Origin of the sequence: Pseudonocardia autotrophica, assembly GCF_003945385.1 — a bacterium.
GTDB classification, from domain to species: Bacteria; Actinomycetota; Actinomycetes; order Mycobacteriales; family Pseudonocardiaceae; genus Pseudonocardia; species Pseudonocardia autotrophica.
In genome coordinates, this window is sequence record NZ_AP018920.1 from 1,338,357 (window position 1) to 1,364,162 (window position 25,806).

Genomic DNA, 25,806 nt, shown 5'->3' on the forward strand with positions numbered 1-25,806 from the left:
GGTGGGCCCGGCTCCGGCGGGTGGCCGGAACCGGGCCCGGCCGGTCAGGCGCGCTCGAGCTCGAAGTCGTAGACCGCGGCCCAGCCGTCGCCGGTGCGCTCCGGGTCCAGGACGAGCTCGTCCTTGGTCGCGGACGCGACGTCGGCGTCGAGCCACTCCCCACCGGTGAAATAGAGCTGGGTGGTCACCGAGCGGTGGCCGTCCGCGCGCACCATGAGGTGCAGGTGGGCGGGGCGCCAGGGGTGCCAGCCGGCGGCCGTGATCATCGCGCCGGTCGGCCCGTCCGTCGGGATCTGGTACGGCGCCGGCTTGATGGTGGTGATCGAGAAGCGGCCGTCGTCGTCGGTCCGGAAGACGCCGCGCAGGTTGCCCTCGGGCAGGTTCGGGGCGAAGCCGGAGTAGTAGCCGTCCGCGTCCGCCTGCCAGAAGTCGATCTCGGCACCGGCGAGCGGGCGCCCGTCGAGGTCGCGCACCTGGCCGGAGAACACCAGCTGCTCGCCCTTCTCGTCGGCGCGCATCGGCAGCGTGTCCACCGCGCCGAGCTGCTTCTGCCCGGGCAGGTAGTAGGGGCCTTCGATGGTGCCGGTCGTCCCGTGCTGGGTGCGAGCGGCGACCTTCTCCACCTCGTGCTCGACGAAGACGTCGAGGAACAGCGGCCACTCGCCGCCCTCGCCGACGGCCATCAGCCAGGCCTTGACGGTCTGGAACTCCGGGTAGGTCACCTCCTCCTCGCGGATGACCTGGTGGATCGCCTCGAGCGTGCGGCGGATGAGGCGGTCGGCGCGCTCGGTCGAGGTGCCCGCCGAGCCGTGCCGGGCGGTGCTGGCCCGGAACGCGTCCGAGGCGTTGGCGCCCGAGTCGGCGGCGGTGGGGGTGGGGGTGGCGTGCGTGGTGGTCACGGTGCTCAGCTCCGGTTCTTCAGGAAGGAGACATCGTCGTTGCCGATCAGGTCGGGGACGGTCCAGCCGTCGAGGTCGTACTCGCTCAGGCACTGCTCGGCGAGGCCCTTCATGTTCGCCGTCGTGCCCTGGGCGTCGGCGGCGAAGAGCAGCTCGGCCTTCACGTTCTCGTGGTTGCCGGAGTAGTTGCGCTCGTAGAGCTCGTGCCGGCCACCGAACTCCGAGCCCACCGCGTCCCACAGTGCCTTCATGACCTTCACCCGGTCCACGGCCTCGTAGCCGTTCGACCCGCGGACGTACTTGTCGAGGTAGGGCCGGACCTCGGGGGTCTTGAAGTCGATCGAGTGGGAGTTCAGGTAGATGAGCCCGGATGCGACGTCGGACTCGATGATCTCCTTGATCCGCGGGTAGGCCTGGATCATGAGCATCCGGTAGGTGAGGCCGTAGTCCAGCTTGGGCAGTAGGGCACCGTTCGTCCACTCGTCGGGATTGCGCGCCATGGCGTCCGCGAGGGCATAGAAGGTGTTGCGCCAGCCGACGACCTCACCGACGCGGGTCTGCACGCCGCGGAAGTCCTTGCTGCCGGTGATCTCCAGGGCCTTGAGCAGCAGCCCGGCGATGAAGTCGATCTTCGTTGCGAGCCGGATGCAGCCGTGGAAGGTGAAGCGGGGGATGAAGCCGGAGACCGGGAAGAACCCGTTGATCTTCTCGATGTCGCCGTAGAGGAACACGTTCTCCCACGGCACCAGCACCTTGTCGAAGACGAAGATGGTGTCGTTCTCGTCCATCCGCGACGAGAGCGGGTAGTCGAAGGGACTGCCCATCACCGCGGCCTGCTGGCTGTAGGAGGTGCGGCAGATCAGCTTGATGCCCGGTGCGTCCATCGGCACCGTGCAGATGAGCGCGAACTCCTTCTTCTTGATCGGCAATCCGTAGTGGGCGATGAAGTTGTAGTTCGTGATGGCCGATCCGGTGGCCACGACCTTCGCGCCGGAGACGATCAGGCCGGCGTCGGTCTCCTTCTCCACCTTCATGAACACGTCGCCGACCTCGTCCGGCGGCAGGTTGCGGTCCACCGGCGGGTTGATGATGGCGTGGTTCCAGTAGAGGACCTTCTCCTGGGACTCCTTGTACCAGCGGCGGGCGTTGTCCTCGAACGGCGCGTAGAAGTCGGAGTTGGCGCCGAGCGTGCCGAGGAAGCTGGCCTTGTAGTCGGGGGAGCGGCCCATCCAGCCGTAGGTCATCCGCGACCAGGTCTGGATCGCCTCCCGGTCGGCGAGCAGGTCGTCGACCGTGTGCGGGGAGCGGAAGAACGGGTGGGTGACGCCGCCGCTGCCGGTGTCGGTCGGGACCGTGAGCTTGTCGCGGGTCTCCGGGGCGTGCAGGGCGTCGTAGAGCCGCGCGGTCATCCGGACCGGGTTGCGGAACGCGGGGTGCGTGGTCACGTCCTTGACACGCTCGCCGTAGACCCACACCTCCCGGCCGTCCTGGATCGAGGCGATGTACTCGTCGCCGGTCATCGGCGCCGCGGTGGTCGGGACGTCCGTGGGGCGGTCCTGCTGGATGGTCACTGGTGAGCCCTTCTGCGTCGGAGGGAAGTCAAGCGATCTTGAGGAACGTGGATTCGGCGTCGAACCAGCCGGCTTCGGGGCAGTCCAGGGAGCCGCCCCAGTGGGTGCCGGTCTCGACCGGGCCGATCTCGCGGAAGGCGCCGCGGTAGAACAGCAGCGGCTGGTCGTCGGAGACGTCGATGTGCTCGACCTCGCCGACGACGATCAGGTGGTCGCCGCCGTCGTAGGTGCGCCAGGGGCGGCACGAGTAGACCGCGGCCGATCCGACGAGAACCGGTGCGGTCGGCCCTTCGGCCCACTGCGGCCCGGGATCGGACGGGCGACCGGCGAAGTGCCATGCGGTGTCGACCTGGGCCGCGCCGAGCACGTTGACCGCGAACGGTGCGCCGTCGAGCAACCCGCACGCCTTCGACTTGCGGGTCAGCGTGACCTGGCAGAGCGCGGGCTCCAGTGAGACCGCGGTGAACGCGTTGACCGTGGCGCCGTGCGGAGTTCCCTCGGAGTTCCGGCAGGTCACCACGGTGACGCCGGTGGCGAACCGGCCGAACGCGATCCGTAGGTCACGGGGCGGGACTGGCATCTCGCACCTCCCTGTGCTGAGTCTGAACGCTATGCGTACAGCGTGCCCGCTCTGCGTTCAACAGTGGGGAGAGTGCCGTATCTCCGGGGCCCGGTCAAGTCCGGAGCCGGAACGCGGTACGGAAGAATGCGGTGAATGGCGGTGGAGGGCGGCGACCGTGACTACGTGCAGAGCCTCGAGCGGGGTTTTGCGGTACTGCTCGCATTCGACGAGGACCTGACCCGTCCCACACTCGCGGAGCTGGCCGCGAAGACCGGGTTCTCCCGTCCCGCGGTCCGGCGCCTGCTGCTGACCCTGCAACGCCTCGGCTACGTCGCCAACGACGGGTCGCGCTGGACCCTCACCCCGCGCGTCCTGAGCATCGCGCAGCACTACACCGCGACCCGCGCGACGATCGAGCTCGCCCAGCCGCACCTGCTCCGGCAGGCCGAACGCACCGGTGAGTCGGCCTCACTGGCCGAGCTGGACGGGCACGAGGCCGTCTACGTCGCCCGGGTTCCGGTGCGGCGGATCATGAGCATCAACGTCGCGGTCGGCACCCGGGTCCCGGCCTACGCGACGTCGATGGGGCGGGTCCTGCTCGCCTGGGCGGGGCCGGAGACGATCACCCGTTTCCTGGAGGAGGCCGAGATGCGGGCGCGGACACCGGCGACCGTGACCGATCCGGCCGAGCTGCGGCAACGGCTCGCCCAGGTCCGTGAGCAGGGCTTCTCGATCGTCGACGGCGAACTGGAGGAGGGACTCGTCTCCGCGGCCGTCCCGGTCCGCGACGCCGGGGGCAGGGTCGTGGCCGCGCTCGCCTCGTCCACCTCGGCGGGACGGCTGGCGCCGGAGAAGCTGGTCGAGCAGACGGTGCCGATCCTGTTGGAGACCGCCGCCGCGATATCGGCCGATCTCGGCTACGACGCCACCGTCCTGCCGCCGATCCGCGACGGGTTCTACTGATCACGGCTCAGGACGACGTGGGGCGAGGCGGCGGGCGTCCTCCGCGGCCTCGCCCCACGTTCTTCCCCCTGTCGTGACCGCGACGCCGAGCCCGGTGTCGCCGCGGGACGGTCAGGCCGCCGGGCTCGGGACCGCCTCGGTCGGCCAGGTGGTGCGGTGGTCGGCGAGGGCGAGGATCGCCTGGGCGTCGTCGACCGGCGGGTAGATCCACTCGCTGTTGATGGTGTGCTTGAGCGTCGTGGCCTCGGCGCCGGTCAGGGCGACCGTCCGGTCCCATCCCGTGGTGAGGACGGCCCCGTACGGGCCGAGGCTCAGGCATGTGACGTACGGGTTCGGCGCGAACGGGCTCAGCGGCAGGCCGAGTACGTCGGCGCCGACGTTCGCCCCCGCCAGCTTCCCCTGGGGTACGGCGTGCTGACAGCTCTGCGTCACCACGTGGCCGTTCTCGGCGACGGCGGCGGCGGTGTCGCCCGCAGCGTAGACGCCGTCCACCCCGACGACGCGCAGGTGCTCGTCGACCTCGAGCCTGCCGATGGCGTCGCGTTTGCCGGGGATCAGCTCGGTCAGCGCGCTGGCCCGCATGCCGGCGGTCCAGATGACCGTGCGGGTCGGGATCACGGTGCCGTCGGACAGGGTGGCTCGTTCGCGGTCGACCGACCGCAGGGAGACGTCGAGCAGGAGTTCGACGCCGGCGTGCTCCAGCGCCGCGAGGATCTCCGGACGGGGTCCGGGTCCGAGCTCGGGGCCGACCGCGTCGGCACGCTCGACCAGGACGACCCGGACGGGGCGATCCCCGGCGACCGCGTGGAGCCGGCCCGGTAGCTCGGTCACGATCTCGAGGCCGGTGAATCCGGCACCGATCACGACCGCGGTGAAGCGCTCGTCCCCGCCTGCGGTCGCGCCGAGCCTGCCGACGTGAGCCTCCAGTGCGGCGGCGGCGGGCAGGGTGTCGACGTCGAAGAGGTGCTCGGCGCCGTCGACGGGCGGGGTCAGTACCCGGCTGCCCGATGCCAGGACCAGGCGGTCGTAGCTCAGCTCGAGCGCGGAGCCGTCACGGCCGAGCGCGCTGACGGTTCGGGTGGTGGTGTCGATGTCGGTGACGATGGCGGGGATCCGCCGGACCCCGATCGGTCCGAGAATGCGATCGAGAGCCACCCGCTTGCCCTGCGGGTCGTCCTCGTAGAGGCGTGGGCGGATCGTGAGGTCGTCCGCCGCGCCGATCAGGCTCACGGTCACGGCGTCGGTGTCCGCGCCCGCTTCGTGCCGTGCGCGGATCGCGCCCGCTGCGGCCCAGACCCCGGCGAAGCCACCGCCGATAACCAATATATTTGACATCCAGTTTCTCCATCCTCGTCGGCGCGGGTGCGCCTCGAACAGGTGAGCTCGGGAGGGTCAGCCCTCGGGCCGACGGTCGTAGGCGCTCCGGGTGAGGCGCTGTGCGTCGGGAGAGCGCTCGTCGACCTCGGCGCGGATGTCGGCGATCGTGCGGCTCGCGAGCTCGCGCCGCCACGCCAGCTCGGCGCGCCGCATCGACGCGCTGATCGCACACGGCGCGCGGAAGGCCGAGCTCGGAAGATCGGCCCCCACGCCCTGCTTGCGGATCTCCGCGCAGCGGAAGGCCTCCCGGGTGCCTTCGATGGCCGCGACGACATCCATCAGGGTGATCGACGCCGCGGGCCGGGCGAGCCGGAACCCACCGCGCGATCCCGGGACCGACTCCAGGATGTCGGCCTTCGCCAGTGCCTGGAGCTGCTTGTTCAGGTACGGCGCCGGCAGATCGTGGCCGGCGGCCAGTCTGCCGACGGCGACCGGCTCGTCGTCGTCGAGCCAGGTCAGGGTCAGGAGGACGTGGAGGGTCCATTCGACGCCCTGGCTCATCCGCATCCCCATAAAGTACAACCCGGATACTTGATGTCAAGATTCAGTGGTGCGGCGGGCGGATCGGCACGCGGGTGCGGGGCCGAGGTCCGGCTCGGCGGCGGATGTGACCCCCGACGCAGTCCGCCGGGTTCTGTCACGCCGGCCGGTGCGGCCGACGTCCTGACTCATGTCATCCCGGCCCGGGCCGTTGCGCCGGCCGGCCGCAGCTCACACATCGGAGGGCGGTCGGTGCCGTCGACGACGTGCTCCTGAGGAACCCACCGGCCCCCGGCCCGGCCGAACTGGACGATGCTCGGCGCGCCGGCCGGGCTCCCGCTCCCGCCGGGGCACTCCCGCCGGAGCACGGTGTCGACGATCTGCCGGGCCATCACCCCGAGCTCCAGCAGCGTGCGGTTGCGGTGCTTGCGCACGCCGAGATCGACCTGGGCGATGGCGTCGAGCCCGCGGTGCCGCAGGGTGTCGATCAGCAGCCCGATCTCCACGCCGTATCCGGCCGCGAACGGCAGCGACTCCAGCAACTCGCGGGTGGCCGCGTACTCGCCGCCGAGTGGCTGGATCACCCCGGCCAGGTCGGGCTGCAGCGCGGCCAGCAGCGGGCGGACGGTGAGCTCGGTGACCCGGCCCCCGCCGGTCGCGGTCTCGACCCCCTCCAGCCGCAGTGGCCGCCGGTAGAACCCCTTGACCAGCGCGATCCGGTCGTCCTGGAGGAGGGGTTCGAGCAGCGAGCGGACGAGTGCCGCCGCGTCGACCTGCACCAGGTCGGAGTCGACGAACACCACGACGTCACCGGTGGTCGCGGCGAGCGAACGCCAGAGGACCTCGCCCTTGCCCGGGCGGACCGGGACCTCCGGGAGCGCCTGCTCGCGGGTGACGACCCGGGCCCCGGCGGTGGCCGCGACCTCGCGGGTGCGGTCGGTGGAGCCGGAGTCGACGACGACGACCTCGCCGACCAGCGGATCGGGGCCGCTGGTCAGCGGCACCAGCCCGGCGACGAGCTCGCCCACCGTGGCCTCCTCGTCCAGCGCGGGCAGCACCACCGAGACCGTCCGGCGGTTCCCGGGCACCCGCAGCGGCTCGCCCGAGCGGGCCGAGTCGTGCCATGTCCGGCGGTCGAACCAGTCCCGGATGTGGTCGTCCACCGTCGGATCCTCTTCCTCCGGGACCGGTGACGGGCGGGTCGTCCGGCCGGATCTCGCGTCGTGCGGGCGGGGAGCACGCCTCCGGGCGATCCTATCGACGTCCCGCCGCGGCGCCCCGGCGCTGCGCGAACCCGGCGTACCAGCGCAGCGCGTCCGGATCGTCGACCGAGGCGATGTTCGCGGCCTTCTCCAGCGGCCGCCCGGCCAGCAGCTTCTTGATCGGGACCTCGAGCCGCTTGCCGCTGAGCGTGTGCGGCACGGCGGGCGCGGCGATGATCTCGTCCGGGACGTGCCGGGCCGTGAGCCGGGACCGCAGGGTGGTCACGATCGTGTCCCGGAGCTCGTCGTCGAGCACGTGACCCTCGGCCGGGACGACGAACAGGCCGAGCCAGTAGCCGTCGTCGGGCTCCTCGACGCCGACGACCAGGGTCTCCGCGATCTCCGGCAGCGTCTCCAGCACGTCGTAGAAGTCGCTGCTGCCCAGCCGTACGCCCTGGCGGTTGAGGGTGGAGTCCGAGCGGCCGTGGACCGAGACGTCGCCCTCGGGATGGAAGGTCACCCAGTCCCCGTGCCGCCACACCCCGGGCCAGGTGTCGAAGTAGGAGTCGGTGTAGCGCACCGCATCCGGGTCGTTCCACAGGTACACCGGCATCGACGGCATCGGCTGGGTGACGACGAGGTCCCCGACCGTGCCGACGACCGGCTCGCCGTCGTCGTCCCAGGCCGCGCAGTCGACGCCGGCGAGCCGCCCGCCGATCCGGCCGACCCGTACCGGTGCGTACTCGTTGCCGCCGATGAACGAGCCGGAGATGTCGGTGCCGCCGCTGGTGGAGTCGATCCGCACGTGTGCCCCGACGTGCTCCAGGATCCAGTGGTAGCCCGCCGACGGCAGCGCCGAGCCGCTCACCATCACGTGCCGCAGCCCGCCCAGGTCGTGCTCCGCACGTGGCGACACCCCGGTGTTCGACGTCGCGGTGACCACGGCCGCACCGAGCAGCAGGACATCGGCACGGGTGCGGGCCGTGACCTCGAAGACCGCGCCGTCCGGGTGCCCGGGACTGCCCTCGTACAGCACGATCGTCGCGCCCCGGGTGAGCGCGCCGAGCTGCATGTTCCACAGCGCCCAGCCGGTCGAGGTGACGGCGAACATCCGCTCGCCCGCGCGCAGCCCGCAGTACAGGCCGGACCACTTGAGACCCTCCAGGGTGATCCCGCCGTGCCCGTGCACCAGGCCCTTGGGCAGCCCGGTGGTGCCGGAGGTGAACAGCACCCACAGCGGGTGCGAGAACTCGACCTGGGCGAACTCGAGCGGCGCGGGCTCGGCGAGCAGCTCCGCCCACGGCGTGCTGCCCTCGGGGGCCGGCCGGTCGAACAGGTACGGGACGTGCACGACCCGCCGCACGGTCGGCAGATTCGCCCGCAGCTGCGCGACGACGTCGCCGCGATCGATCTCCCGGCCGTTCCAGTGGTAGCCGTCGGCGGCGATCAGCACGGTCGGTTCCAGCTGCGCGAGCCGCCCGATCGTCCCCTCGGCGCCGAAGTCCGGGGAGCAGCACGCCCACACCGCGCCCACCGCGGCGGCGGCCAGCACCCCGATCACCGCGTGCTCGGTGTTGGGCAGGTAGGCGGCGACCCGGTCGCCGGGGCGCACCCCCGCCCGGCGCAGCCAGGCCGCCGCCGCGGCGACCGAGCCGCGCAGCTCGGCCCAGCTGATCTCGCGGGCCGCCCGGCCGCCCTCCTGCACGCACAGCAGCGCCGGCGCGTCGTCCGCGCCGTGGCGCAGGGCGTGCCGGGCCCAGTTCAGCCGCGCCCCGGTGAACCACCGGGTGTGCGGCATCGGATCGGCCGTGCGGACCTGGGTCCAGGGCGTGGACAGCTCGACGTCGTAGTGATCGACGACCGCGGTCCAGAACCGGTCGAGGTCGGCGACCGACCAGGCCCAGAGCGCGTCGTGATCGGGGAACGGCCGACCCTCGCGCTCCTGGAGCCGGTCGAGGAACTCGCGCAGCGGGGACGACGCGATGCGGGCGTCGGACGGGCTCCACAGGATGTCGGTCATCCCCCGAACATAGAGCGGCCCGGCGCCGCGACCGCTCCGGTTGAGAAAGCGTTGAGATCCACCTGAGGCGGGGTTGAGCCGGTCGCGCAAAGGTCGTGAGCGGTATCCGTGTGCGCCGGTCCCGCAGGCAAGGGACGGGGCGCCGACATCGACGTCTCGAGGGGACCGACCGATGAAGCTCGCTCTCTACCTGCCCAACTTCCGCGACCACGTCACCCTGAAGGAGCTCGAGGACCTGACCGCCCTCGCCGAGGACCTGGACTTCGACTCGGTCTGGACGCTGGACCGGATCATCGTCCCGGAGACCTCGGACCGCCAGGAGCTCCAGTATCCGTTCGGCATGATGAACGACCTCCCCAACGGGCTGCCGGTGATCGCTCGCGGCAAGTGGTTCCAGGGCATGACGCTGATCCCGTGGCTCGCCGCCAAGACCGAGAAGCTCCGGATCGGCATGAGCATCATCGACACCCCCTACCGGTCGCCGGGGGTGCTGGCCGCCGAGCTCGCCACCCAGGACCACCTGGCGAACGGCAGGCTCAACGTCGGCGTCGGCTCCGGCTGGATGCCCGAGGAGTTCGCCGCGGCCAGCGCCACGCACCTGTTCCCGCGCCGGCACGGCCACGTCCGCGAGACGATCGAGATCATGCAGGGCATCTGGTCGAACGAGCTCTTCGAGTACCACGGTGAGTTCGCCGACTTCCCGCTGTCCGGCTTCGGCCACAAGCCGATCCAGCAGCCCGGACCGCCGATCTTCTTCTCCGGGCTGAAGGACCCGAAGCGGTCGGCGAAGCGGATCGCGAAGTACGGCCTGCAGGGCTGGATCGGCATCCAGGACTCGCCCGAGGACATCCGGCGCTGGAAGGGGGAGATGGAGCGCGAGCTCGGCGAGCTCGGTCGCGGCTTCCCCGACGGCTTCGAGATGTGCAGCATGATCTGGTTCGTCATCACCGACGAGCCGATGGACCAGACCCCGGCCGGCAAGGGCACGAACCTGCTGGCCGGCAATGCGCAGCAGATCGAGGACATGCTCAAGCGCTACAAGGACGCCGGGATGACGATGCCGCTGCTGTGGCCGCCGTTCCGCGACGTCCCGACCAGCAAGACCCTCGACGACCTCAAGCGGCTCAACGAGGAGATCCTGCCGAAGGTCAACGCGAGCTGAGCGCCCGCCCCGGCGCGCCGGGGCGCGGCCCGGTGGGCTGCTCCCCGGCCTACCGGGCCCCGCGCCGGCCGACCAGGGCCGCGAAGGCCGCCTGGACCACCACGTAGCCGACGACGAACGGCAGCATCACCAGCGCCGGGTGCGTCGTGGCCGGATCCGGGAGCGGGACGAGCCAGGCGAAGACGACGACCAGCCCGGAGTTGAGCAGCGAGAGCCGCGCATAGCCGAACCCGTCGCCGTCGGCCTGGCGGCGGGCCAGCTCGAACACCACCACCAGCCGGAACAGCACCCCCACCATCAGTGCGGCGAGCACCGGCGCGCCGACCGGGTAGCCCTCGCCGAGCACCCGCAGCACCGGCCAGCCGAGTGCCGCGCCGAGAACGAGCAGCGGGACGAACACCATGAGCATCCGGCGGCGGGTCGCCCGCGCGAGCTCGGCGGCCCGGTGCGGCTCACGGGCGGTCTGCACGGCCAGCGAGTTGGTGAAGAACACCGCTGCTGTGTCGACGACGACGGTGGCCTGCCAGGCGATGAAGAAGACCGCGCCGATCTCGTTGCCCATCCTGAAGTTCGCGAGCAGCGGGATCTGGTTGTAGAGCAGCACCGCGCCGAACTGGGCCACCGCGGTGGGCGCCAGGAACGCCGCCATCGACGCCCGGCTCGGCAGGGTGCCCACCGGGCCCGCGGCGGCGAACCGGCGGACCACGAACCACAGGACGACGGTGCCGACGGCGATCCACACCACCACCGGGATCACCCAGGACAGCACCATCCCCTGCGAGGCGAGTCCGGCGCCGAGCACGGCCAGCAGCCCGATCCGGGCGACCGCGAAGGTGCCGCTGCGCCAGACCGCGAGCCAGGGGCGGCCGATCGCGACCAGCACGAAGTCGTGGACGACGAACACGCCCCAGCCGGCGCAGCCGAGTACGAGCAACAGCAGTCCCCAGCCGAACGGGCCGTCACCGGCCGCGATCTCGGCGACCCTCGGCACGATGAGCCCGTAGCAGAGCCCCACGAGCCCGGACAGCGGCATGATCAGCAGCAGGCTGCCGAACACCAGGCGGACCGACCGGCGCCCGGCACCCGGGAGCCAGCGCATGAGGCCGATCCCGAGGTTGAGCTGCGCGGCGCCGCCGATCAGCTGCATCGCCGAGACGAACTCGGTGGCCCGGCCGACCTCGTCCTGCGGCATCAGCCAGGCCGCGATCACGAAGCCGATGAGCCCCGCGACGGAGTTGAACGCGGAGGTCAGTGTCAGGGCGAGCGAGTCGCCGAGCCCGCCGCCACCGCGTCGCTCGACGGCCGGGGGAGGGGGAGCCATCGGGAGAGCACGCTACGGGAGGCCGTGGCGGCTCCACCGCGGTGCACCGTGCACCGGTACCCGGGTCGCGGCGGTGATCGGCGGCAGCCGGTCGGCTCCGGCCGGTCGGCCACGCGCTGCACCACCGACGGCCGCACGGCCACGGGAACCCGGCGCACCCGGGACGACCGGCGCACCCGGGTCGCGCGGCTCGGAACGAGTGGCCTCGATGTGACCTGGGCCACTGCGGGTTGAGTGTGCCGCAGCGGCATCGACTCTCCTGGTTCCCGGATCACCGGTACGAACGGGAGAACGGAATGTCCATGACCGAACGACAGGACGGCACACGAGAAGACGACGAGGCCACCACGGGACCGCTGCCCGTCGTCGGGAAGTCGGGGAAGGCCGGTGCGTCGAAGGACCCGGCCGAGATGACGCTGCTCGAGCACATGGGCGGCCCGATGGGCTTCGTCTACTCGGCGATCCCGGTCGCCGTGTTCGTCACGGCGAACGCGTTCCTGTCGCTGTCGCTGACGATCGGCATCGCGGTCGGATCGGGGCTGGCGCTGTTCGGGTACCGGCTGCTGCGCGGTGAGCGCTTCGCGCAGGCCGTCGGCAGCCTGCTCGGTGTCGCGCTCGCCTCCGCCCTGGTCGCGGTCACCGGATCGGCGCGGGACTTCTTCGCGATCGGGATCTGGGCGTCGCTCGCCGGCTTCGTGCTGACGCTCGGGACCGTGCTGGCCCGCCGACCGGTCACCGGGGTGGTGTGGAACCTGGTGCACGGCGGCACCCACGACTGGCGCGCGGACCGGCCCACCCTGCGGGCGCACGATCTCGCGACGCTGGCCGCCGCGCTCGTCCTCGGTTCGCGGTTCGCGATCCAGCAGTGGCTCTACGTCACCGAGAGCACGGCCGGACTGGGGATCGCCCGGGTGCTGATGGGCACCCCGCTGACGATCGTGGCAGCGCTCGTCGTCGTGTGGGCGTTCCGCCGCAGCACCAAGCGCCTGATCCCCGCCGGCCGATGAGCATCGCCGGTGTCCGGCGCAGCCCGGCGGTGTGGCTGACCTCGTACGGGCTGTCGCTGCTGGGCAAGGGCATCGCCGCGGTGGTCCTGCCGCTGCTGGTGCTCGAACGCACCGGGGACGTGCTCGCCGCGGGAGTGCTGGCATCGGTCACGACGGCGGCGTCCGCGCTGACCGGCCTGGTCTCCGGTCTGCTGGTCGACCGGGTCGATCGCCGGACGGTGGCGGTGGCGTCCGATCTGCTGGGCGCGGTGTCGCTGGCGGCGCTGCCGCTGGTCGACCTGCTGTGGGGACTGAACCTGGGATGGTTCCTGCTGTTCGGGGTGCTCGGAGCGATGATCCGGGTGCCGGGGATGACCGCCCAGGAGACGCTGCTGCCCACCCTGGTGCGGCTCGGCGGCACCGAACCCCGGCGGCTGGAGCGCTGGGTGGCGATCCGGGAGAACCTCGGCAACGTGCTGCTGCTCGCCGGTCCGGGAACGGGCGGGCTGCTGGTCGGGATGCTCGGCGCGACGCCCACCGTGCTGTGGGTGACGGCGGTGACCAGCGTGCTGGCCGCGATGACGACGCTGGTGCTGGACCCGCGGGCCGGCCGGATCGCCCGCCGGGCCCGGGAAGCCACGGGTGGCGCGCTGCGCGCGGCGATGTCCGATCTCGTCGCCTCGTGGCGGTTCCTCGCCCGCAACCGGCTGGTGCTCGGCGCCACGCTGGTGTCGGCGGCGCTGGTGGCGGTGCTCGCGTCGCTGCAGACGACGGTGCTGCCCGCCTACTTCATCGAGGCGGACCTGCCCGCGCTGACCGGGCTCACGTTGAGCGCGCTGGCCGGCGGCGGCGTCGTCGGGTCGGCGCTGTACGCGGCACTGGCCGGACGGGTGCCGCGCCGGGTGTGGTTCGTCGTCGGGATGCTGGGCTTCGGTGTCGGCTTCGCGCTGGTCGGGAGCCTGGCCGCGCCCTGGCTGGTACTCGCTGCCGCTGCGTTGGTCGGCCTGACCAACGCCCCGGTCGCCGCCGTGCTGGGCGTGCTGACGATCGAGGCGACCCCGGACGCGATGCGTGGCCGGGTGCTGGGCGCCCAGAACACACTGGTGCTGGCGGCACCGGCGCTGACCGGGGCACCGGTCGCCGCGGTCGCCTCGGCCGCCGGACTGGGGGTCGCGGGGATCGTGCTGGCCGCGCTGGCGGCCACGACCGCGGTCATCGCGCTGGCGTCCCCGGCCTTCCGGAAGCTGGAGGGCCTGGCGGACCCCGACGACGTCGGGACGGGCCCGGACCAGACGGCGCCGGTTCCGCCGGTCCCGGTCGCGGGCTCCTGACGCTTGACCATGCCGTCGCGGCACGGTGTGGAGTGGAGCCATGGCCTGGAGCACCCGTGAGATCGCAGACCTGGCCGGCACCAGCCTGCGGGCGGTTCGGCACTACCACGAGGTGGGGCTGCTCGCCGAGCCCGAGCGGCTCCCGAACGGCTACAAGCAGTACGGCGTCGCGCACCTCGTCCGGCTGCTGCGAGTCAAGCGGCTGGTCGATCTCGGGTTCTCGCTGGCCCAGATCGCCGAGATGGGCGACGACGACCACCACCCCGAGCAAGCTCTGCGCACCCTGGACGCCGAGCTCGCCGCGACCGTCGAGCAGCTGCAGCGGGTCCGCATCGAGCTCGGGCTGCTCCTGCGGCATCGCGCGTCCACCGACCTGCCCGCCGGGCTGGTCCCGACGGCCGGGCTGTCGGACGCGGACCGGTCGCTCGTCGTCGTGATGACCCGGGTGCTGGGGCCACAGCGGCTGGAGGCCTACACCGAGCTGCTGCGCTCCGCGACCACGGACCCGACCGACGGCGAGTTCGACGAGCTCCCCGCGGACGCCGCCGAGGCCGTCCGCCGGGATCTGGCCGACCGGATGGCCCCCTACATCCGGCGGATCCGGGAGGAGCACTCGGCGCTCGCATCGGCGCCCGGAACCCGGCCCGAGGACCGGCTGGCGGACGAGACCGCGGCGAAGGCGGTTCAGGAGCTCTACAACCCGGCCCAGCTGGACGTGCTGCGCCGGGTCCGCGATCTGCTCAAGGACGGCTGACGGTGGCCGGATCCCGCGATCAGAGCACCCCGGCCAGCGCGAGCGCGATGGCCTGGGCGAGTGCGTTGTTGACCGCGTGGGCGGCGACGGCCGGCCAGATCGACCCGCTGCGGCGCCGGAGCTCCCCGGCGACCAGGCCGACGATCAGCGCGGTGAAGAACACGGCGTTCAGCCCGTGCATGAGCGCGAAGACCAGGGCGCTGCCGACGACGGCGACGACCGCGCCGTAGCGCAGCAACGCCGTCGTCAGCACCCCGCGGAAGATCAGCTCCTCGCCGAGCGGGGTGAGCAGGGCGAGGAACACCAGCGACAGCGCCACCGACCAGGCGCCCGCGCTGCCCGCGTCGGTGTAGGACTCCTGGATGTTCTCCGGCACGATCCCCAGCGCGAACATGACGATGCCGAGGATCCGGACGAGTACGAACGCCAGCACGCCGCCACCGACCCCGATGAGCAGCCAGCGCAGCGTCGTCGCGCGCACCCCGAACGCCTCGAGCGACCGGATCCGGAGCCCCAGCGCGGCGAGGAAGCCGGCGATCCCGGCGATCCCGGACAGCGCGCCCAGTGCCAGGCCGTGCGCCACCGGGGACAGGCCGAGCGGGGTGATGATCAGCGGCCCGGACCCGTACGCGACCACCGCGAGCACGGCGAGGCCGACGACGATCTCGGGCCAGCCGGGCGGACCGGTGCGGCCGGCAGCCCGGTGGGCGGCGCGTTGCGGGTGCTGCTCTGACGGTGACATTCCGACTCTCCGCGGTTGCTCGGCCGGGCCCGCCGGGGTCCGGGTGGTGCTTCCCGCGGCCCACCGGACGGGTCGGGCCGCGCGACGATCCGACACCGTGCCGTTGCGGCACGGTCAAGCGGGGTCCGTCGACCGGGTGGCGGGGGCGCTCGGGGCGGCGCTGCGGCCGGACCTGCGGGCGCCGCGGTGTGTCCGGACCGGGCCGGTGCTCCGTGCGCGGAACCGGGATCAGCCGTCGAGCAGGGTGTAGAGCGCGCTGATCCGGCCGTCGGCGACGAGCACGACGTCGGTCCCGGTGACGACCGGCTCGCCGCCCGCGGGGCCGAACCGCCAGTCCAGGACGCTCAGCCCGCCGGGGTTCTCCCGGATCCGCGCCACGGTGAAGACGAACCCGGGTGCCCCGTCGAGCAGCGCCCCGGCCTTCGCCACGACGTCCGCGGGCCCGCGGACCGGGCCTTCGGGATCGTGGAACTCGATGTCGGGGGCGTAGATCTCGTCACCCGCCCGCACCCGTCCGGCGGGATCGCGCTCGTTGAAGACCTCGAACAGATTGCGCTGGGCGAGCTCGGATGCGGAGGGCATCACGGTTCCCCTCGTTCGGCGGAACCTCCGGGCGGCGCGCCCGGGGGGCTCCATCCCAGGGCTGCGGCGGGGCGCCTGTCAAGTGGACCACCCGACCAGGGCTGTTAGCGTAAACATCCGGCGGTGGCAGGGGGTCCTCAGGTGTCGTCAAGGTCGTTGAGGATGCACCTGTGCGGTCGGAGAGGTCGTTGACAGAGATTGTGTGAGCGCTAACAATCAGATCGCCGCCGATGCCGCACGACCCGGACACGGCAGCACCGCCGGCGACACGACGACGAGCCCGACGGTGACACGCCGGCGACACGACAGCGACACGACAGCGACACGACGACGAGGTGGTGGGCGTGCACGAGCTCAGGGAGTTCCCGGGCCGGGAGAAGCCGGCGGGCGCCACCCCGTGAGCGGCGCGCGGGCGCTGGTCGTCGAGCGACCCGGCGAGCTGCGGGTGACCGACGCGGGCCGGGCCGGGCCACTCGAGCACGGCGAAGCCCTGGTGCGGGTCGCCTACGCCGGGATCTGCGGCTCCGACCGGGAGATCCTGGCCGGGACCCGCGCTCCCGGCTATGTCCGTTACCCGGTGGTGCCCGGGCACGAGTGGTCCGGGACCGTCGTCGAACTGGGTGCCGGGACCGATCCCCGGCTGCTCGGCCGCCGGGTCGTCGGCGAGGGGTTCCGCTACTGCGCCACCTGTGACGCCTGCCGGCGCGGCGCGACCAACCTCTGCCGCGCCGGCTACGACGAGACCGGCTTCACCAGCCCCGGAGCCTGCGCCGATGAGCTGCGGCTCCCGGCCCGGTTGCTGCACGTGCTCCCGGACGACGCCGACCTGCGCGGCGCGGCACTCATCGAACCCGCCGCGTGCATGGCCGAGGCGGTGCTCCAGGCGGCGCCGCTGCCCGGTGAACGCGTCGCGGTGGTCGGCGGCGGGACGCTGGGGCTGCTCGCCGTCCAGCTGCTGGCCGCGCACTCGCCCGCCGAGCTCCTGGTCGTCGATCCGCGACCGCGGCCGGGGGCCGCCGCTGCCGGGGCGACCGGCGTCTGCCCGCCGGACCGGACCGGGCGCCGCGCCGGTGTGTTCGACGTCGTCCTGGAGGCGGCCGGTGCCCGTGGTGCCGGGCGGCTGGCGGTCGGGCTCACCCGGCGCGGCGGCCGGGTGGTGCTGAGCGGGCTCTACGGCGGCGCCGACGATCCGCTCCCGCCCGCCGAGCTGGTCGAGGCGGCGGTGACGGTGCGTACGGTGTTCGGGGCGCCGTCGCGGGCCTGGACGCACGCGGTCGCCGCGTTCGCCGACGGACGGTTGCGACCGGCCCCGCTGATCAGCGACGAGCTCGTGCTGGAGGACGCGGTGCGGGCGCTCGGCCCGTCCGCGCCACTGCCGATCGGAAAGGTGTTGCTGCACCCGTGAACCGGAAACCCGCACCCGTACCGCGCCGGACCGCCGCCGCAGGCCCTGCCGCGCCGCGCGGAGCGGCGTCGTGACCCGGGAGCTGGTCGCCGAGCAGCTGACCGGGCCGGTGGCGGAGCACGGCGAGGGTCCGGTGTGGCACCCGTCGTTCGCCGGGGTGCGCTGGGTCGACATGCTCGCCGGCGACATCCTGGAGCTCGCCGACGACCGGATCCGGCGCACGCACGTCGGCTCGGTGGCCGCGGCGTTCCGGCCGCGCCGCGACGGGGGACTGGTGCTCGCCGACGAGCGCGGCTTCGTGCTGCTCGACCCGGACCTGCGGGTGCAGCGGCGGCTCGGCGATCTGTGGGACGACCCCGGCATCCGGATGAACGAGGGCGGCTGCGACCCGGCCGGCGCGTTCTGGTGCGGCTCCATGGCCTACGACACCCGGCCCGGTGCGGGAACCCTGTACCGGCTCGGGCCGGACCTGGTCGCGGAGCCCGCGCTGACCGGCGTCACGATCTCGAACGGGCTCGTCTTCACCCCGGACGGCCGGCGCGCCTACTACATCGACACCCCGACCGGCCGCATCGACGTGTTCGACGTCGACCCGGACGCCGGTGCCGCTGCGTTGCGCGACCGCAGGCCCGCCGTGCTCGTCGATCCGGCGGCCGGTCTGCCCGACGGCCTCACCGTGGACTCGGCCGGCGCACTGTGGGTGGCGCTGTGGGGCGGCTCCGCGGTGCACCGCTACACCCCGGACGGCGTGCTGGACACCGTCGTCCGGCTGCCGGTGAGCCGGGTCACCGCGTGCACGTTCGGCGGCCCGGACCTCGGCACGCTGTTCGTGACCAGCTCCCGCCAGGAGCTCACCGCGGACGAGCTCACCGCCCAGCCTGCGGCCGGGGCGTTGTTCGCGGTGCGCCCCGGTACCGGTGGCGCGCCGGTGGCCGAGTTCAGCGGCTGAGGCCGATCACGGGTCGCTACCCTCCGTCGGGGCGGCAGCGGGGCGAGGAGGAACGGGCGATGGGTGAGCGGACCCGGCGTGGCCCGTCGATGTTCGACGTCGCCCGCGTCGCCGGGGTGTCGCACCAGACGGTGTCCCGGGTGCTGAACGCGCACCCGAACGTCCGCGAGGTCACCCGCACCCGGGTGCTCTCGGCGATCGACGAGCTCGGGTACCGGCCGAACCGGGCCGCCCGCACGCTGGTCACCGGCCGGGACCGGGTGCTCGGCGTCGTCGCCCCCGGCTCGACGCTGTTCGGCCCGGTGTCGCTGCTCGCCGCATTCGAGGAGCAGGCGGTGAACGCCGGGTTCGGGGTCAGCGTCGTGCGGATCCGCGACCTCGACGGCGCCTCGGTGCGCGAGGCCGTCGACCGGCACCTCGACGGCCAGGTCTCGGGCATCGTGGTGATCGCCCCGGTGGCGCCGGTCGCCGCGGCGCTCGACGAGCTGCCGCGGACGGTCCCGCTGGTGACGGTGGACGGCGACCCGGCACGCCCGGGCGCGATGGCCACCGTCGACCAGGTGGAGGGCGGCCGGGTGGCGACCAGACGACTGCTCGAGGCCGGGCACCGCACCGTCTGGCACATCTCCGGGCCGCCGGACTGGTTCGATGCGGCGGGCCGGGCGGCCGGCTGGGAGGCCGAGCTGCGGGCCGCGGGCTGTGAGGTGCCGCCGGTGGTGCCGGGGGACTGGAGCCCGGACGCCGGGTACCGGGCCGGGCAGTTCCTCGGCCGGATGCCGGAGGTGACGGCGGTGTTCGCGGCGAACGACGCGATGGCCACCGGGCTGCTGCACGCCCTGCACGAGCGGGGCCGGGCGGTGCCCGGTGACATCAGCGTCGTCGGGTTCGACGACGTGCCGTCCTCGGCGCATCTCATCCCGCCGCTGACGACGATCCGGCCGGACTTCGAGGCCGTGGCACGCGCGGCGCTGGACCTGCTGGTCGCCGGCGCCGACGGCGTCGGCGGCATCAACGGAGCCGACAACACCGGCGGAGCGAACGGCACCGGCGGAGCGAACAACACCGGCGGAGCGAACGGCACCGGCGGCACCGGTGACACGGACCCCGTGCCGGTCGCGTCCGGGGAGGCCGTGGCGCACCGCGGGGTGGTCCCGGTGCTGGTGGACCGCGACAGCGTCGGCCCGCCTCCGGGCTGAGCAGCCTCCGGGCTGAGCCGCCGGCGCTGCAGATCGTCCGCATGATCCCCTCGCCCGGGCGGCCCGGGTTGCCTACTCTGGGACACCGCCGCGCGTCCGTGCCCCGTCTCCGATGCCGTTAGCGCTCACGCGGTTGGCCTGGTGGCGCCGCGACGGCATTCGGTGCTGTCCGGCCACCAAGGCTCCCCACCTCGATAGATCCATTCCGAAATCGGTGATTCCCATCTCACGCGGACTTTGTTAGCGTTCACAGTCGACGAGCTGGAATGCCCCAGCTGCCCGGCGCCCGGCGCGTCGGGCGACATCTCGAAGAGGAGATCGCCCGTGTGGAAGAGAGTGCGCGCCGTCGCCGTCGGCGCTCTGCTGGTTGTGGGTCTCGCCGCATGCGGCGGGGAGGGCGCGTCCGGTGGCGGGGGTGCGGGCAGCGGCGCAGCCGCGGAGGATCTGCTGGTCGGCGTGGCCATGCCGACGCAGACCTCGGAGCGCTGGATCGCCGACGGTAACTCCGTCCGTGACCAGCTGACCGAGGCCGGCTACCAGGTCGACCTGCAGTTCGCGGGCGACGACATCCCGACCCAGTCGCAGCAGATCGACCAGATGATCACCCGTGGGGCTGACCTGCTGGTGGTCGCCGCGATCGACGGCACCGCGCTGTCCGGCCAGCTCCAGGCCGCCGCCGACGCCGGCATTCCGGTCATCTCCTACGACCGGCTGATCCGGGACACCGAGCACGTCGACTTCTACGTCACCTTCGACAACTTCCAGGTGGGCGTCGCACAGGCGAACGCCCTGCTCACCGGCCTGGGCCTGCAGAACGAGGACGGCACGCCGGGCCCCGAGAGCGGCCCGTTCGTGGTGGAGCTGTTCGCCGGCTCGCTGGACGACAACAACGCCTTCTTCTTCTACGACGGCGCCATGTCGGTGCTGCAGCCGCTGATCGACGACGGCACCCTGGACGTCCGCAGCAACCAGACCACCATCGAGCAGATCGCCACCCTGCGCTGGGCGCAGGAGACGGCGCAGCGCCGGATGGAGGACCTGCTCACCTCCGCCTACAGCGACGGGACCCCGGTCGCCGGCGTGCTCTCGCCCTACGACGGCATCTCCCGCGGCATCATCACCGCGCTGCAGAACGCCGGCTACGGCGGCCCGGACCGGCCGCTGCCGGTCGTCACCGGGCAGGACGCCGAGATCGCCTCGGTCAACCTGGTCAGCCGCGGGGTGCAGAACTCGACGATCTTCAAGGACACCCGCGAGCTCGCCGAGCAGGCCGTCGTCGCCGCCAAGGCGTTCCTCGAGGGCGGCGTCCCGGAGGCCAACGACACCACCACCTACGAGAACGGCGTCAAGGTCGTCCCGGCGTTCCTGCTCCCGGTGCAGACGGTCTACCAGGACAACATCACGGAGGTGCTCGTCGACTCGGGGTACTACACCGCCGAGGACGTCGAGCGCGGCCAGCAGGGCTGATCCCGTACCCGGGTGCCCGGGCCGACACCCTCCCCGGCCCGGGCACCCGCCACCACGAAGCACGGAGGACCTCGTGCCCGATCACGAGCCGTCCGGCGGGCCGCCGGACACGATTCTCGAGATGCGCTCGATCACCAAGACCTTCCCCGGCGTCACGGCGCTGTCCGAGGTCTCCCTCGCGGTGCGCCGCGGCGAGATCCACGCGATCTGCGGGGAGAACGGAGCGGGCAAGTCGACCCTGATGAAGGTGCTGTCCGGAGTGCACCCGGCAGGCAGTTACGAGGGCGAGATCGTCCTCGACGGGCGGACGGCCCGGTTCTCCGGGATCCGGGACAGCGAGTCCGACGGCGTGGTGATCATCCACCAGGAGCTCGCGCTGATCCCGCACCTGTCGATCGCCGAGAACATCTTCCTCGGCAACGAGCGGCGCGGCCGGTTCGGACTGGTCGACTGGGCCCGCACCCACCGCGAGGCGGCCCAGCTGCTGGGCGAGGTCGGGCTGGAGGAGAGCCCGTCGACCCCGGTCGGCCGGCTCGGCGTCGGCAAGCAGCAGCTCGTCGAGATCGTCAAGGCGATGGCGAAGGACGTCCGGCTGCTGATCCTCGACGAGCCGACCGCCGCCCTGAACGACACCGACTCGGCGCACCTGCTGGAGCTGCTGCGCCGGTTCCGGGACAGCGGCATCACCGCGATCATCATCTCGCACAAGCTCGACGAGATCGTCCAGATCGCCGACCGCACCACGGTGATCCGGGACGGCCGCAGCGTCGAGACCTTCACCATCGCCGACGAGCCCGCCCCGCGGAACCGGATCATCCGCGGGATGGTCGGTCGCGACCTGGCGTCGTTCTACCCGGAGCGGGAGTCCCGGCCGGGGGCGGAGATGCTGCGGATCTCCGACTGGACGGTCCGCCACCCCACCCAGGACCGGACGGTGGTGCACTCGGCGTCGCTGACGGTCCGGGCGGGCGAGGTGGTCGGGATCGCCGGACTGATGGGTGCCGGGCGGACCGAGCTCGCGATGAGCGTGTTCGGGCGCTCCTGGGGCCGCGACATCAGCGGCCGGCTCCACGTCGGTGGCCACGAGGTCGAGGCCCGGACGGTGGACGAGGCGATCCGGGCCGGGATCGCCTACGTCACCGAGGACCGCAAGCACTACGGCCTGAACCTGGTCGACGACATCCGCCGCAACATCTCCGCGGCCGGGTTGCCGCGGCTGGCCCGCGGGGGCTGGGTGGACGGCGACCGGGAGCACCGGATCGCCGAGGACTACCGGCGTGACCTGGGCATCCGGACCGCCGGTGTGACGAGCGGGGTCAGCACGCTCTCCGGCGGCAACCAGCAGAAGGTGGTGCTGGCGAAATGGCTGTTCACCGAGCCCGAGGTGCTGATCCTCGACGAGCCGACCCGCGGCATCGACGTGGGCGCCCGCTACGAGATCTACGTGATCGTCAACCGGCTCGTGGAGGCCGGTAAGGCGGTCCTGGTGATCTCCTCCGAGCTGCCGGAGCTGCTCGGCATCTGCGACCGCATCTACACCCTGTCCGCCGGCCGGATCACCGGAGAGGTGCCGGTCGGCGAGGCCACCCAGGAGGGCCTGATGGCCCTCATGACCGAGGAGTCGGAGTCCGCCGCATGACCAGCACCCTCAAGCGGGACCCGGCCGGCGAGAGCGGCGCCGCCGCCGCCCTGCACACCGGGACGAGCAATCTGCGGACCCTGCTCACCCGCAACCTGCGCCAGAGCGGCATCGTGGTCGCCTTCGTCGCGATCGTCGCGTTGTTCGCGGTGCTGACCGACGGCGTCTCGCTGAGCCCCGGCAACATCACCAACATCGTCCTGCAGTACTCCTACATCCTGGTCCTCGCGATCGGCATGGTGATCGTGATCGTCGGCGGTCACATCGACCTGTCGGTCGGGTCGGTGGTCGCACTGACCGGCGCGATCGCCGCGGTGCTGGTGATCGGCGGTGGCCTGCCCTGGTGGGTCGGGATCGCGGCCGCGGTCGGGACCGGGGTGCTGGTCGGCGCCTGGCACGGGTTCTGGGTCGCCTACGTCGGGATCCCGGCGTTCATCGTGACCCTCGCCGGGATGCTGCTGTTCCGCGGTCTGACCCTGCAGGTGCTCGGCAACATCTCACTCTCGCCGTTCCCGGCCGAGTACCAGATGGTCGCCGGCGGCTTCGTCAACGGCCTGATCGGCGGCCAGGGCTTCGACGCGTTCACCGTGCTGATCGCCGCGCTCGGTGTCGCCGGGTACGCGGCGTACGCCTACCGCTCACGGATCGCGAAGGTCCTCGATCTGCAGCAGGTCGAGTCGTTCCCGCTGTTCGCCTGCCGGATCGCGCTGGTCGGCGTCGTGGTGCTGGCCTTCGCCTGGCAGCTCGCGACCTCCCGCGGGCTGCCGGTGGTGCTGGTGATCCTCAGCGTGCTGGTGCTGGTCTACGGCCTCGTCACCCGGCGCACCGTGTTCGGCAGGCACGTCTACGCGATCGGCGGGAACCTGGCCGCCGCCCGGCTGTCCGGGGTGAAGGCCAGGGCGGTCACGTTCTGGATCTTCGTGAACATGGGCTTCCTGGCCGGGATCGCCGGGGTCATCTACTCGGCGCGGTCCAACGGCGCCCAGCCCGCGGCCGGGACGATGTTCGAGCTCGACGCGATCGCCGCGGCCTTCATCGGCGGGGCCGCGGTGACCGGCGGCGTCGGCACCGTGGTCGGCGCGCTGGTCGGCGGGCTGATCATGGCCGTGATGAGCAACGGCATGCAGCTGATGGGCGTCGACCAGTCGATGCAGTCGGTCGTGAAGGGGCTGGTGCTGCTGCTGGCGGTCGCGTTCGACGTCTGGAACAAGCGTCGGGCGCGCGGCACCGGGTCGTAACCCAGCCGTCAGCCGGGAGCGGTGTGGAGGGAACACGGGCCGGGCACAGTGCAGGTATGAGTGAGAGCAGCAACCAGCACGCCGACGTCTCCTGGCCGCATCCGGGCAGCGAGGTCGCCCGGCTCGGCGGCCACTACGCCCCCACCGGCGGTGCGGCCGACGACCGGTCCGCCCACGAGCACGACATCCACCCGGCCGGTGACCGTTCCGTCCGCGCGGCCCGCAGGGCCGTGCGGGGCTGAGCGGCCGGCCGCAGTCACCGTCCCGGTCCCGGTCTCAGCTGATCGCGCCGTCCCACAGCTCGAGCAGTGCGCGCCGGCGCTCGGCCCGGTCCAGTCCGCGCAGGTCGGCGGTGCCGCGCTCGGTGACGACCAGATCGACGTCCTGGGACGGTGTGCTGACCGGCCGGGACAGCCGCTCCACCAGGGTCGGCGCGCCGCGGTGCAGCGAGGCGAGCGCGATCACCGACAGCCCGTCACCCCGTGCCCCGGCAGCGGCGAAGTCCGGGTGCCCACCGATCATCCCGGCCGCCGAGCGGCCCAGACCCTCGACGTTGACCTGGCCGTCGACGTCGATCTCCAGCGCCGCGTTGAGTGCGATCAGCGGCGGCGCCCCGGCCGCGGACAGCCGCCCGATGTCGTGCGTGTGCTCCACCGGGTGCAGCAGCGCCCGCCCGTCCGCCCAGTCGTAGAGCCGCCGGGTGCCCGCCAGGTACGTGCTGACCGGCTGGTCGAGCAGCAGCCCGCGGGCATCGAGATCGACCACCGGGTCCGGCAGCAGCCCCGAGTCGAGCCGCACCGGGACCTCGATCGCGGCGGCCATCGCGGCGGCGAGGCGTCCGGGGCCGACCTGGATCCGGGCACCCGGCGGGACGAGTGCGGCGACCCGGCGGGCGATCGCCTCGTCGTCGGTGGTCGGCGCCGGGACGGTGAGCTCGGCCGGTCCCTCGGCGGTCTCCGCGACGACCGTCACCGCGCCGGCGGGCAGCGCGGGCCCGGCGTCGGAGCACGGGCTGCCGTGCGACAGCACCGCCGCGACCGGTGTCCCGGAGTCGACGAGCCCGCGCAGGTAGCCGACCTCGGCACCGAACCGCAGGCCGTCCGGTCCGCGGACGACGGTCGCGACGAGCAGATCGGGCCGCAGCGGCCCGCGCAGCAGCGCGGGCACCGCCGACAGTCGCGCCGGTACGACGTGCGCGGCGCCGGACTCGACCGCGGCCCGCGTGCCCGGGCCGCCCATCAGCACCCGGACGTCGTCGAAGGCGGCCGGATCGAGATCGGGCGCCGGCGCCGGATGCCAGCCGAGCACGGCCGACACCGCACGTCCGGCGGCGACCCGGGACAGCGGCCCGTGCAGGGTCCGCGGGGTGCCGCAGCCGTCGGCGAGCGCGACCCGGCTGCCGTTGCTGACCAGAGCGGCGAGCGCGGACTCGGGATCGGACGTCATACGAGGAGCATCGGCCACCGCACTCGGCGGGATGCGATCAGGTCGTACAGACGCCCGGACAGCGGCCGAGCGTGCGGTGCAGGGTGACGGTGGTGCCGTCCGGGCCCGGTCGCACGGACACGTCCTCGGCGCAGGCGGTGATCATCAGCAGCCCGCGCCCGCGGTACCCGCTGTCCTCGGGCGGGTCGCGCCAGCGGCCGCGGTCGGACACCTCGACGCGGACCCGGGGGCCGGGTCGCTCGACCTCGGCGTGCAGTGTGACGGTGCCGTCGGTGCCGTCCGGCTCCTCGCTGTAGGCGTGCTCGATGCTATTCGACACCGCCTCGTTCACCGCCAGCACCAGGTCCGATGCCGTGTCGCAGGCACGGTCCACTCCGCACAGCGACGCCAGCCACCGGCCGACCTCGCTGCGTACGCGGCCTGCGGCGCGCGGCTCGGCGGTCAGTTCGAGGACGAGGTGCGCGGCCATGGCCCTGCGTACCCCGCTCGGCGCCGTGCAACGCGTCCCGGGCCG

The 25,806-nt window shown here is 72.8% G+C and carries 24 protein-coding genes; 12 read left to right on the forward strand and 12 right to left on the reverse strand.

Translation table 11 applies throughout. The features are described from left to right. Positions 1 to 44: 44 nt before the first annotated feature. The 3 genes from catA to Pdca_RS06535 all read right to left on the reverse strand — a co-directional run bounded on the left by catA (position 45) and on the right by Pdca_RS06535 (position 3,050). Positions 45 to 899, reverse strand: a complete 855-nt coding sequence (catA, locus tag Pdca_RS06525) for a catechol 1,2-dioxygenase (RefSeq protein ID WP_085913949.1) — start codon at positions 897 to 899, stop codon at positions 45 to 47. 5 nt (positions 900 to 904) lie between these two features. Then, positions 905 to 2,419, reverse strand: a complete 1,515-nt coding sequence (locus Pdca_RS06530) for a 4-hydroxyphenylacetate 3-hydroxylase family protein (protein ID WP_197720031.1) — start codon at positions 2,417 to 2,419, stop codon at positions 905 to 907. 79 nt (positions 2,420 to 2,498) lie between these two features. Continuing rightward, positions 2,499 to 3,050 carry a flavin reductase family protein gene (locus Pdca_RS06535; protein ID WP_085913951.1) on the reverse strand — a complete coding sequence of 184 codons (552 nt, stop codon included), beginning with the start codon at positions 3,048 to 3,050 and terminating at the stop codon, positions 2,499 to 2,501. 135 nt (positions 3,051 to 3,185) lie between these two features. On the opposite strand from Pdca_RS06535, the gene Pdca_RS06540 reads away from it, so the two are divergent. Then, a complete protein-coding gene (locus tag Pdca_RS06540; protein WP_174824333.1) occupies positions 3,186 to 3,995 on the forward strand; it encodes an IclR family transcriptional regulator domain-containing protein in 810 nt (269 codons plus the stop codon). A 111-nt stretch (positions 3,996 to 4,106) separates the two neighbouring features. Here Pdca_RS06540 and Pdca_RS06545 read toward each other — a convergent pair whose 3' ends face one another. The 4 genes from Pdca_RS06545 to Pdca_RS06560 form a co-directional block, all read right to left on the reverse strand. Continuing rightward, complete coding sequence (locus Pdca_RS06545; RefSeq protein ID WP_085913952.1) at positions 4,107 to 5,330, reverse strand: NAD(P)/FAD-dependent oxidoreductase; 1,224 nt, start codon at positions 5,328 to 5,330, stop codon at positions 4,107 to 4,109. Positions 5,331 to 5,387: 57 nt separating this feature from the next. Continuing rightward, positions 5,388 to 5,879: an RrF2 family transcriptional regulator gene (locus Pdca_RS06550; RefSeq protein ID WP_085914049.1), complete on the reverse strand. Its 492-nt coding sequence runs from the start codon at positions 5,877 to 5,879 to the stop codon at positions 5,388 to 5,390. 161 nt (positions 5,880 to 6,040) lie between these two features. Next, the gene (locus Pdca_RS06555) at positions 6,041 to 7,015 is read right to left on the reverse strand and encodes a glucosyl-3-phosphoglycerate synthase (RefSeq protein ID WP_269462844.1); all 975 of its coding nucleotides are present in this window, start codon (positions 7,013 to 7,015) and stop codon (positions 6,041 to 6,043) included. 91 nt (positions 7,016 to 7,106) lie between these two features. Then, positions 7,107 to 9,074, reverse strand: coding sequence for an acetoacetate--CoA ligase (locus Pdca_RS06560; RefSeq protein ID WP_085913953.1), 1,968 nt, complete (start codon positions 9,072 to 9,074; stop codon positions 7,107 to 7,109). Between the two features lie 172 nt (positions 9,075 to 9,246). On the opposite strand from Pdca_RS06560, the gene Pdca_RS06565 reads away from it, so the two are divergent. Further along, the gene (locus Pdca_RS06565; protein WP_085913954.1) at positions 9,247 to 10,236 is read left to right on the forward strand and encodes an LLM class flavin-dependent oxidoreductase; all 990 of its coding nucleotides are present in this window, start codon (positions 9,247 to 9,249) and stop codon (positions 10,234 to 10,236) included. A gap of 49 nt (positions 10,237 to 10,285) precedes the next feature. On the opposite strand, the gene Pdca_RS06570 is transcribed toward Pdca_RS06565, so the two are convergent. Next, positions 10,286 to 11,557: a lipopolysaccharide biosynthesis protein gene (locus tag Pdca_RS06570; protein WP_085913955.1), complete on the reverse strand. Its 1,272-nt coding sequence runs from the start codon at positions 11,555 to 11,557 to the stop codon at positions 10,286 to 10,288. Between the two features lie 302 nt (positions 11,558 to 11,859). On the opposite strand from Pdca_RS06570, the gene Pdca_RS06575 reads away from it, so the two are divergent. The 3 genes from Pdca_RS06575 to Pdca_RS06585 are packed head-to-tail and all read left to right on the forward strand — an operon-like array spanning position 11,860 to position 14,628. Next, positions 11,860 to 12,564 carry a DUF3159 domain-containing protein gene (locus Pdca_RS06575; protein ID WP_197719936.1) on the forward strand — a complete coding sequence of 235 codons (705 nt, stop codon included), beginning with the start codon at positions 11,860 to 11,862 and terminating at the stop codon, positions 12,562 to 12,564. Then, positions 12,561 to 13,874 carry an MFS transporter gene (locus Pdca_RS06580; RefSeq protein ID WP_085913957.1) on the forward strand — a complete coding sequence of 438 codons (1,314 nt, stop codon included), beginning with the start codon at positions 12,561 to 12,563 and terminating at the stop codon, positions 13,872 to 13,874. Before Pdca_RS06575 ends, Pdca_RS06580 begins: the two co-directional genes overlap by 4 nt. Positions 13,875 to 13,914: 40 nt before the next feature. Beyond that, a complete protein-coding gene (locus Pdca_RS06585; RefSeq protein WP_085913958.1) occupies positions 13,915 to 14,628 on the forward strand; it encodes a MerR family transcriptional regulator in 714 nt (237 codons plus the stop codon). A gap of 19 nt (positions 14,629 to 14,647) precedes the next feature. On the opposite strand, the gene Pdca_RS06590 is transcribed toward Pdca_RS06585, so the two are convergent. After that, positions 14,648 to 15,370, reverse strand: coding sequence for a CPBP family intramembrane glutamic endopeptidase (locus Pdca_RS06590; protein ID WP_085913959.1), 723 nt, complete (start codon positions 15,368 to 15,370; stop codon positions 14,648 to 14,650). A 228-nt stretch (positions 15,371 to 15,598) separates the two neighbouring features. Further along, the gene (locus Pdca_RS06595; RefSeq protein WP_085914052.1) at positions 15,599 to 15,952 is read right to left on the reverse strand and encodes a nuclear transport factor 2 family protein; all 354 of its coding nucleotides are present in this window, start codon (positions 15,950 to 15,952) and stop codon (positions 15,599 to 15,601) included. 397 nt (positions 15,953 to 16,349) lie between these two features. On the opposite strand from Pdca_RS06595, the gene Pdca_RS06600 reads away from it, so the two are divergent. The 7 genes from Pdca_RS06600 (at position 16,350) to Pdca_RS06630 (ending at position 24,088) form a co-directional block, all read left to right on the forward strand. Further along, positions 16,350 to 17,357 carry a zinc-dependent alcohol dehydrogenase gene (locus Pdca_RS06600; protein ID WP_085913960.1) on the forward strand — a complete coding sequence of 336 codons (1,008 nt, stop codon included), beginning with the start codon at positions 16,350 to 16,352 and terminating at the stop codon, positions 17,355 to 17,357. A gap of 70 nt (positions 17,358 to 17,427) precedes the next feature. Further along, the gene (locus Pdca_RS06605) at positions 17,428 to 18,306 is read left to right on the forward strand and encodes an SMP-30/gluconolactonase/LRE family protein (protein WP_197719937.1); all 879 of its coding nucleotides are present in this window, start codon (positions 17,428 to 17,430) and stop codon (positions 18,304 to 18,306) included. Positions 18,307 to 18,365: 59 nt separating this feature from the next. Further along, a complete protein-coding gene (locus Pdca_RS06610) occupies positions 18,366 to 19,502 on the forward strand; it encodes a LacI family DNA-binding transcriptional regulator (RefSeq protein WP_085913961.1) in 1,137 nt (378 codons plus the stop codon). A gap of 324 nt (positions 19,503 to 19,826) precedes the next feature. Continuing rightward, positions 19,827 to 20,969, forward strand: a complete 1,143-nt coding sequence (gene chvE, locus Pdca_RS06615; protein ID WP_085913962.1) for a multiple monosaccharide ABC transporter substrate-binding protein — start codon at positions 19,827 to 19,829, stop codon at positions 20,967 to 20,969. 121 nt (positions 20,970 to 21,090) lie between these two features. Further along, positions 21,091 to 22,608 (forward strand): sugar ABC transporter ATP-binding protein, encoded by a 1,518-nt coding sequence (locus Pdca_RS06620; RefSeq protein WP_085914054.1) that lies wholly within the window; start codon positions 21,091 to 21,093, stop codon positions 22,606 to 22,608. Continuing rightward, positions 22,605 to 23,846 carry a multiple monosaccharide ABC transporter permease gene (gene mmsB / locus Pdca_RS06625; RefSeq protein WP_085913963.1) on the forward strand — a complete coding sequence of 414 codons (1,242 nt, stop codon included), beginning with the start codon at positions 22,605 to 22,607 and terminating at the stop codon, positions 23,844 to 23,846. Before Pdca_RS06620 ends, mmsB begins: the two co-directional genes overlap by 4 nt. Before the next feature lie 56 nt (positions 23,847 to 23,902). Continuing rightward, positions 23,903 to 24,088 carry a hypothetical protein gene (locus Pdca_RS06630; protein ID WP_085913964.1) on the forward strand — a complete coding sequence of 62 codons (186 nt, stop codon included), beginning with the start codon at positions 23,903 to 23,905 and terminating at the stop codon, positions 24,086 to 24,088. A 34-nt stretch (positions 24,089 to 24,122) separates the two neighbouring features. On the opposite strand, the gene Pdca_RS06635 is transcribed toward Pdca_RS06630, so the two are convergent. Together Pdca_RS06635 and Pdca_RS06640 are read right to left on the reverse strand one after the other, a co-directional pair. Next, the gene (locus Pdca_RS06635) at positions 24,123 to 25,292 is read right to left on the reverse strand and encodes an acetyl-CoA hydrolase/transferase C-terminal domain-containing protein (protein ID WP_085913965.1); all 1,170 of its coding nucleotides are present in this window, start codon (positions 25,290 to 25,292) and stop codon (positions 24,123 to 24,125) included. A gap of 37 nt (positions 25,293 to 25,329) precedes the next feature. Further along, positions 25,330 to 25,761 carry an ATP-binding protein gene (locus Pdca_RS06640; RefSeq protein ID WP_158092209.1) on the reverse strand — a complete coding sequence of 144 codons (432 nt, stop codon included), beginning with the start codon at positions 25,759 to 25,761 and terminating at the stop codon, positions 25,330 to 25,332. Between the last annotated feature and the right edge of the window lie 45 nt (positions 25,762 to 25,806).

Bases quoted from the DNA above. Each gene is read 5' to 3' on its own strand.
- Pdca_RS06530 (WP_197720031.1), bottom strand. From the start codon at position 2,419: ATGACCGGCGACGAGTACATCGCCTCGATCCAGGACGGCCGGGAGGTG.
- Pdca_RS06535 (WP_085913951.1), bottom strand. From the start codon at position 3,050: ATGCCAGTCCCGCCCCGTGACCTACGGATCGCGTTCGGCCGGTTCGCC.
- Pdca_RS06540 (WP_174824333.1), top strand. From the start codon at position 3,186: ATGGCGGTGGAGGGCGGCGACCGTGACTACGTGCAGAGCCTCGAGCGG.
- Pdca_RS06545 (WP_085913952.1), bottom strand. From the start codon at position 5,330: ATGTCAAATATATTGGTTATCGGCGGTGGCTTCGCCGGGGTCTGGGCC.
- Pdca_RS06550 (WP_085914049.1), bottom strand. From the start codon at position 5,879: ATGCGGATGAGCCAGGGCGTCGAATGGACCCTCCACGTCCTCCTGACC.
- Pdca_RS06560 (WP_085913953.1), bottom strand. From the start codon at position 9,074: ATGACCGACATCCTGTGGAGCCCGTCCGACGCCCGCATCGCGTCGTCC.
- Pdca_RS06565 (WP_085913954.1), top strand. From the start codon at position 9,247: ATGAAGCTCGCTCTCTACCTGCCCAACTTCCGCGACCACGTCACCCTG.
- Pdca_RS06570 (WP_085913955.1), bottom strand. From the start codon at position 11,557: ATGGCTCCCCCTCCCCCGGCCGTCGAGCGACGCGGTGGCGGCGGGCTC.
- Pdca_RS06575 (WP_197719936.1), top strand. From the start codon at position 11,860: ATGACCGAACGACAGGACGGCACACGAGAAGACGACGAGGCCACCACG.
- Pdca_RS06580 (WP_085913957.1), top strand. From the start codon at position 12,561: ATGAGCATCGCCGGTGTCCGGCGCAGCCCGGCGGTGTGGCTGACCTCG.
- Pdca_RS06585 (WP_085913958.1), top strand. From the start codon at position 13,915: ATGGCCTGGAGCACCCGTGAGATCGCAGACCTGGCCGGCACCAGCCTG.
- Pdca_RS06590 (WP_085913959.1), bottom strand. From the start codon at position 15,370: ATGTCACCGTCAGAGCAGCACCCGCAACGCGCCGCCCACCGGGCTGCC.
- Pdca_RS06595 (WP_085914052.1), bottom strand. From the start codon at position 15,952: ATGCCCTCCGCATCCGAGCTCGCCCAGCGCAATCTGTTCGAGGTCTTC.
- Pdca_RS06610 (WP_085913961.1), top strand. From the start codon at position 18,366: ATGGGTGAGCGGACCCGGCGTGGCCCGTCGATGTTCGACGTCGCCCGC.
- Pdca_RS06620 (WP_085914054.1), top strand. From the start codon at position 21,091: ATGCGCTCGATCACCAAGACCTTCCCCGGCGTCACGGCGCTGTCCGAG.
- mmsB (WP_085913963.1), top strand. From the start codon at position 22,605: ATGACCAGCACCCTCAAGCGGGACCCGGCCGGCGAGAGCGGCGCCGCC.
- Pdca_RS06630 (WP_085913964.1), top strand. From the start codon at position 23,903: ATGAGTGAGAGCAGCAACCAGCACGCCGACGTCTCCTGGCCGCATCCG.
- Pdca_RS06635 (WP_085913965.1), bottom strand. From the start codon at position 25,292: ATGACGTCCGATCCCGAGTCCGCGCTCGCCGCTCTGGTCAGCAACGGC.
- Pdca_RS06640 (WP_158092209.1), bottom strand. From the start codon at position 25,761: ATGGCCGCGCACCTCGTCCTCGAACTGACCGCCGAGCCGCGCGCCGCA.